Origin of the sequence: Streptomyces sp. ADMS (assembly GCF_033441795.1) — a bacterium.
Classification (GTDB): Bacteria; Actinomycetota; Actinomycetes; order Streptomycetales; family Streptomycetaceae; genus Streptomyces.
The window spans coordinates 2,650-8,760 of record NZ_JAVFVX010000186.1; the positions used below are offsets into that span (position 1 = coordinate 2,650).

A 6,111-nucleotide genomic window follows, 5' to 3' on the forward strand; every position below is an offset into this window, starting at 1 on the left:
TCGAACCAGTAACCTGCCGGTTAACAGCCGGCTGCTCTGCCAATTGAGCTACGGAGGATTGCCTCGTTGCATCGAACGCACCTCCCTGGGTATTCGCCAGGGGGCGCGTTGTCGCTGCGACACATACATTAGCGCAAGCAGGGGGGTGCTCCGCCAATCGGTTCGCCGCGTCCCGCGCCCGTCACGCACCTCCCGTCACTCGATACTCGACACTCGTCAAGGAAAGGTGGCCGTCATGCGCTACCGGCTCACGTTCGTCGCCGGACTGGCCCTGGGTTACGTGCTGGGCACACGGGCCGGGCGCGAGCGCTACGAGCAGTTGAAGAAGTCCGCTCGTCAGATCGCGCAGAACCCCGCTGTCCGCAACACCGCCGAGTCCGCCGCACTGCAGGGGCGGGAGTTCGCCGGCAAGGCGTTGCACACCGTCAGCGAGAAGGTCGGCGACCGCATGCCCGACTCCGTGGCCGACCGGGTGCGTTCCCTGCGTGAGCGCAACGCCACGGGAGGTGGCGAGGACGACTGGGGCACCAGCAACACCTGAGCTGCCGGGTGTCGGCATCACCACATCTGCCGCACCCGCACGCCCCTGGGCACCGACAACGCACGGGTCATCTCCAACGGAGCGCCGACCCGGCGTGTTCACCTCTCCGCGTACGGCAGAATTTTCGCCATGGGGATAGTCGCCGGGTTGGACAGTTCGCCCGATTTCACTCGTATCGTCGTCTGCGACGCGGACACGGGGTCCGTGCTGCGGCAGGGCTATGCGCCGCATCCGATGGAAGACCCCGAGGGTGGGGGCGGCGGGCGGCCGTCCGATGTCGATCCGCAGGCCTGGCTGCTCTCCCTCGGTGAGGCGGCCGGCGGTGGGCTGCTCGAAGGCGTGCAGGCCATCGGGGTGTCCGCGCAGCAGAACGCGCTCGTGCCCGTCGACGCGCAGGGCAACACCGTTCGGCCGGCGATGGTCGGCGGGGACAAGCGGGCGCAGGTCGCGGCTGCCGATCTGATCGACGCGCTCGGCGGGCGCGAGGCGTGGGCACAGGCCGTGGGGTGTGTTCCGCAGGCCGCGATGCCGGTGACCAAGCTGAGGTGGCTGGCGCGGACCGAGCCCGACGCGGCCCAGCGGACCGCCGTGCTCATGCAGGCGCACGACTGGCTGGTGTGGCAGTTGCTCGGGCGGCCCGTGCGCAGGACCACCGACCGGGGTGGGGCTTCCGGGACCGGGTACTGGTCCGCCGCCATGGGCGCCTACCGAGGTGACCTCGTCGAACTCGCGCTCGGGCGTCAGGTGATGCTGCCCGAGGTGCTCGGACCGTCCGATGCCGCCGGCACGACGCCCGAGGGGCTGCTCATCTCCGCCGGGACCGGGGAGACCATGGCCGCCGCCTTCGGGCTCGGGCTGGGGCTCGGGGATGTCGTCGTGTCGCTCGGTGCCTCCGGGTCCGTGATGGCCGTACACCCCGAGGCGCTCTTCGACTCGTCCGGGATGATCACCTCGCTGGCCGACGCGACCGGGCTGCACCTGCCCGTCGTCACGACACTGAACGCCGTACGAACCCTGCGGGGCACTGCCGAGTTGCTCGGGCTGAGTGATCTGGAGAGCCTGTCCGACCTCGCGATGAAGTCGACTCCCGGCGCTCACGGGCTGGTCATGCTGCCCTATCTGGAGGGTGAACGGACGCCCAATCTGCCGCACACCGCCGGGACGCTCGCCGGGCTGCGGCGGGAGTCCATGAAGGCCGAGCATCTGGCGCGGGCCGCCTTCGAGGGGATGCTGTGCGGGCTGGCGGACGCGTTGGACGTGCTGCGGGGCCGTGGGGTCGACGTACAGCGGGTGTTCCTCCTCGGGTCCGCCGCCGAACTGCCCGCCGTGCAGGCGGCGGCGCCGCCGCTGTTCGGGGCGCAGGTCGTCGTACCGCAGCCCGCCGACTACGCGGCCGTCGGTGCCGCGCGGCAGGCCGCCTGGGCGCTCGGGGTGACGCAGGGCACGCTCGACCCGCGTACCCCGCCGGCCTGGCAGGGCGCCGCCGCGCAGGTGCTGGAGCCCGGTGAGGAGCTGGCGGTGGGGCAGGCGGTGCGGCAGCAGTACGTGTCCGTGCGGGAGCAGACGCATCCCGGGGCATTTCGTAGCTGAGTGGCGCGAGTCGTCCGTCCTGCGGTCGGTTCCCGGTCCGCTGTTGGATTAATCGGTTGAAGTAATGCGGGTGGAGTGTTCGACGATAGGGGCGTGGGGCACTCCCCACCGTCCGGCATGGGCATGCGTCGCCCGTCCGTCCCGGACAAACCGCCGACTCCGAGAGATTCAGCGTGCTCATACGACTTCTGCGCACATACCTGAGGCCCTACAAGAAACCCATCGCCCTGCTCGTGCTGCTCCAGCTCCTGCAGACCTGCGCCACCCTCTATCTGCCCACGCTCAACGCCGACATCATCGACGACGGCGTGGTGAAGGGGGACACGGGGCACATCCTGTTCTTCGGTGCCCTGATGATCGGCATCTCGCTGGTGCAGGTCGTCTGCAACATCGGCGCCGTGTACTACGGCGCCCGAACGGCGGCGGCGGTCGGCCGGGACGTACGCGCTGCTGTCTTCGACCGGGTGCAGTCGTTCTCGGCGCGTGAGGTCGGGCAGTTCGGCGCGCCCTCGCTGATCACCCGCACGACCAACGACGTCCAGCAGGTCCAGATGCTCGCGCTGATGACGTTCACGCTGATGGTGTCGGCGCCGATCATGTGCGTGGGCGGCATCGTGCTCGCGCTGGGGCTGGATGTACCGCTGTCGGGCGTGCTGATCGCCGTTGTTCCGGTGCTGGGCATCTGCGTGACGTTGATCGTGCGGCGGCTGCGGCCGATGTTCCGCTCGATGCAGGTACGGCTCGACACTGTCAACCGGGTGCTGCGGGAGCAGATCACCGGCAACCGGGTGATCCGGGCCTTCGTGCGGGACGAGTACGAGAAGGACCGGTTCCGGAAGGCGAACCACGAGCTGACGGAGGTGTCTCTGGGCACCGGGCGGCTGCTCGCGCTGATGTTCCCGATCGTCATGACCGTCGTCAACGTCTCGTCCATCGCCGTGGTGTGGTTCGGCGCTCATCGCATCGACAGCGGCGGGATGGAGATCGGCGCGCTGACCGCGTTCCTCGCCTATCTGATGCAGATCGTCATGTCCGTGATGATGGCCACCTTCATGTTCATGATGGTGCCGCGCGCGGAGGTGTGCGCCGAGCGCATCGAGGAGGTTCTCGGTACGTCGTCCAGTGTGGTGCCGCCGGTCAACCCCGTCGTCGAGCTGCGGCGGCACGGGCATCTGGAGATCCGGGGTGCCGGGTTCCGCTACCCGGGAGCGGAGGAGCCGGTGCTGAGGGCCGTCGACCTGGTGGCGCGGCCCGGTGAGGTGACCGCGGTGATCGGCTCCACCGGCAGTGGGAAGTCGACGCTGCTGGGGCTCGTACCGCGACTGTTCGACGCGACCGACGGGGAGGTGCTCGTCGACGGCGTGGACGTGGCCACCGTGGAGCCGAGGCTGCTGGCCCGGACGGTGGGGCTGGTGCCGCAGAAGCCGTATCTGTTCGCGGGGACCGTGGCGAGCAATCTGCGGTACGGCAATCCTGACGCCACGGACGAGGAGTTGTGGCACGCGCTGGAGGTGGCGCAGGGCAAGCGGTTCGTCGAGCGGTTGGAGGGCGGGCTCGACGCGCCGATCGCGCAGGGCGGTACGAATGTGTCGGGCGGCCAGCGGCAGCGGCTCGCGATCGCGCGGACGCTGGTCCAGCGGCCCGAGATCTACCTCTTCGACGACTCCTTCTCCGCGCTCGACTACGCCACGGACGCGGCCCTGCGGACGGCGCTCGCGCGCGAGACCGCCGAGGCGACCGTCGTGATCGTCGCCCAGCGGGTGTCCACGATCAGGGACGCCGACCGGATCGTCGTCCTCGACGAGGGCCGGGTCGTCGGCACCGGCCGCCACCACGAGCTGATGGCGGACAACGAGACCTACCGCGAGATCGTCCTCTCCCAGCTCACGGAAGCGGAGGCTGCCTGATGGCCGGGCCGATGGCGCGCATGATGGCCGGAGCCGGCCCCGACCAGCACTCGATGGACTTCAAGGCGTCCACGAAACGGCTCCTCGCCCAGTTCAGGCCCGAACGGGCCACGATGTACGTGATGCTGCTCGCGGTGTTCGTGAGCGTGGGCCTGTCGGTGGTGGGCCCGAAGATCCTGGGGCGGGCGACCGACCTGGTCTTCTCCGGCATCATCGGACGACAGTTCGAGACCGGCAGTACGAAGGCCGAAGTCCTCGCCGCCATGCGGGAGCGCGGCGAGGGCGGCGTGGCCGACATGCTCTCCGGTACGGACTTCACGCCCGGCATGGGGATCGACTTCGGCGCGGTGGGTGAGGTGCTGGGGCTCGCCCTGGTGGTGTTCGTCCTCGCCGGGCTGCTGATGCTGGTGGCCACACGGCTGGTGAACCGGGCGGTCAACCGGACCGTGTACCGGATGCGCGAGGACCTGCAGGCGAAGCTGTCGCGGCTGCCGCTGTCGTACTTCGACAAGCGGCAGCGCGGTGAGGTGCTGTCCCGCGCGACGAACGACATCGACAACATCGGGCAGACGCTCCAGCAGTCGATGGGGCAGCTGATCAACTCGCTGCTGACCATTGTCGGCGTGCTGGCGATGATGTTCTGGGTGTCCTGGCTGCTGGCTCTGGTCGCGCTGGTGACCGTACCGCTGTCGTTCTACGTCGCCACGCGCGTCGGGAAGCGGTCTCAGCCGCACTTCGTGCAGCAGTGGCGGACCACCGGCAAGCTGAACGCCCACATCGAGGAGATGTACACCGGCCACACCCTCGTGAAGGTCTTCGGGCGGCAGGACGAGTCGGCGCAGCAGTTCGCCGAGCAGAACGACGCGCTGTACGAGGCAGGGTTCAAGGCCCAGTTCAACAGCGGGGTCATGCAGCCGCTGATGATGTTCGTGTCGAACATCAACTACGTGCTGGTGGCCGTGGTGGGCGGGCTGCGGGTCGCTTCGGGCGCGCTGTCGATCGGTGACGTGCAGGCCTTCATCCAGTACTCGCGCCAGTTCTCGATGCCGCTGACGCAGGTCGCGTCGATGGCGAACCTGGTGCAGTCGGGGGTGGCTTCGGCCGAGCGGATCTTCGAACTGCTGGACGCGGAGGAGCAGGAAGCCGATCCGGTGGCGGGAGTCCGGCCGGAGGAACTGCGGGGGCTGGTGTCCCTGGAGCATGTGTCGTTCCGGTACGAGCCGGAGAAGCCGCTGATCGAGGACCTGTCGCTGGTGGTGGAGCCTGGGCACACGGTCGCGATCGTCGGGCCCACGGGGGCTGGGAAAACGACCCTGGTGAATCTGCTGATGCGGTTCTACGAGGTGTCCGGAGGGCGGATCACTCTGGACGGGGTGGATGTGGCGGCCATGTCCCGGGACGAACTCCGGGCCGGGATCGGGATGGTGCTGCAGGACACCTGGTTGTTCGGGGGGACCATCGCGGAGAACATCGCGTACGGGGCCGCGCGTGAGCGCGAGGTGACGCGCGGGGAGATCGAGGAGGCGGCGCGGGCCGCGCACGCGGACCGTTTCATCCGAACGTTGCCGGACGGCTACGACACCGTGATCGACGACGAGGGGGCGGGGGTGAGCGCGGGCGAGAAGCAGCTCATCACCATCGCGCGGGCGTTCCTGTCCGATCCGGTGATCCTGGTGCTGGACGAGGCGACGAGTTCGGTGGACACCCGTACGGAGGTCCTCATCCAGAAGGCGATGGCCAAACTGGCGCACGGGCGGACGTCGTTCGTGATCGCGCATCGGCTGTCGACGATTCGGGATGCGGACACGATTCTGGTGATGGAGAACGGGGCCATCGTGGAGCAGGGGGCGCACGGGGAGTTGTTGGGGGCGGACGGGGCCTACGCGCGGTTGTACAAGGCGCAGTTCGCGGAGGCTGTGGCTGAGGTGGACTGAGGGTGGGGGGCTGAGGGCTCGGGGCTCGGGGCTGGGTGGTCGGGGCTCAGGCTCAGGGCTCGGGCACGGGGCTCGGGCACGGGGCTCGGGCTCCGGGCACGGGCTCAGGGCTCGGGCACGGGCTCAGGGCTCGGGCACG

The 6,111-nt window shown here is 69.2% G+C and carries 4 protein-coding genes; all 4 read left to right on the forward strand.

From position 1 onward, the window contains the following. Window positions 1-235: 235 nt before the first annotated feature. The 4 genes from RB628_RS38230 (at window position 236) to RB628_RS38245 (ending at window position 5,972) form a co-directional block, all read left to right on the forward strand. Window positions 236-541 (forward strand): YtxH domain-containing protein, encoded by a 306-nt coding sequence (locus RB628_RS38230; RefSeq protein WP_318325254.1) that lies wholly within the window; start codon window positions 236-238, stop codon window positions 539-541. A gap of 129 nt (window positions 542-670) precedes the next feature. Next, window positions 671-2,131, forward strand: a complete 1,461-nt coding sequence (locus RB628_RS38235) for an FGGY family carbohydrate kinase (RefSeq protein WP_318325255.1) — start codon at window positions 671-673, stop codon at window positions 2,129-2,131. Window positions 2,132-2,304: 173 nt separating this feature from the next. After that, window positions 2,305-4,038 (forward strand): ABC transporter ATP-binding protein, encoded by a 1,734-nt coding sequence (locus RB628_RS38240; RefSeq protein WP_318325256.1) that lies wholly within the window; start codon window positions 2,305-2,307, stop codon window positions 4,036-4,038. Further along, the gene (locus tag RB628_RS38245; RefSeq protein ID WP_318325257.1) at window positions 4,038-5,972 is read left to right on the forward strand and encodes an ABC transporter ATP-binding protein; all 1,935 of its coding nucleotides are present in this window, start codon (window positions 4,038-4,040) and stop codon (window positions 5,970-5,972) included. Before RB628_RS38240 ends, RB628_RS38245 begins: the two co-directional genes overlap by 1 nt. The last annotated feature ends 139 nt before the right edge of the window (window positions 5,973-6,111 follow it).

Coding starts and splice junctions, on each gene's coding strand:
- RB628_RS38235 (WP_318325255.1), top strand. CDS start 671: ATGGGGATAGTCGCCGGGTTGGACAGTTCGCCCGATTTCACTCGTATC.
- RB628_RS38230 (WP_318325254.1), top strand. CDS start 236: ATGCGCTACCGGCTCACGTTCGTCGCCGGACTGGCCCTGGGTTACGTG.
- RB628_RS38245 (WP_318325257.1), top strand. CDS start 4,038: ATGGCCGGGCCGATGGCGCGCATGATGGCCGGAGCCGGCCCCGACCAG.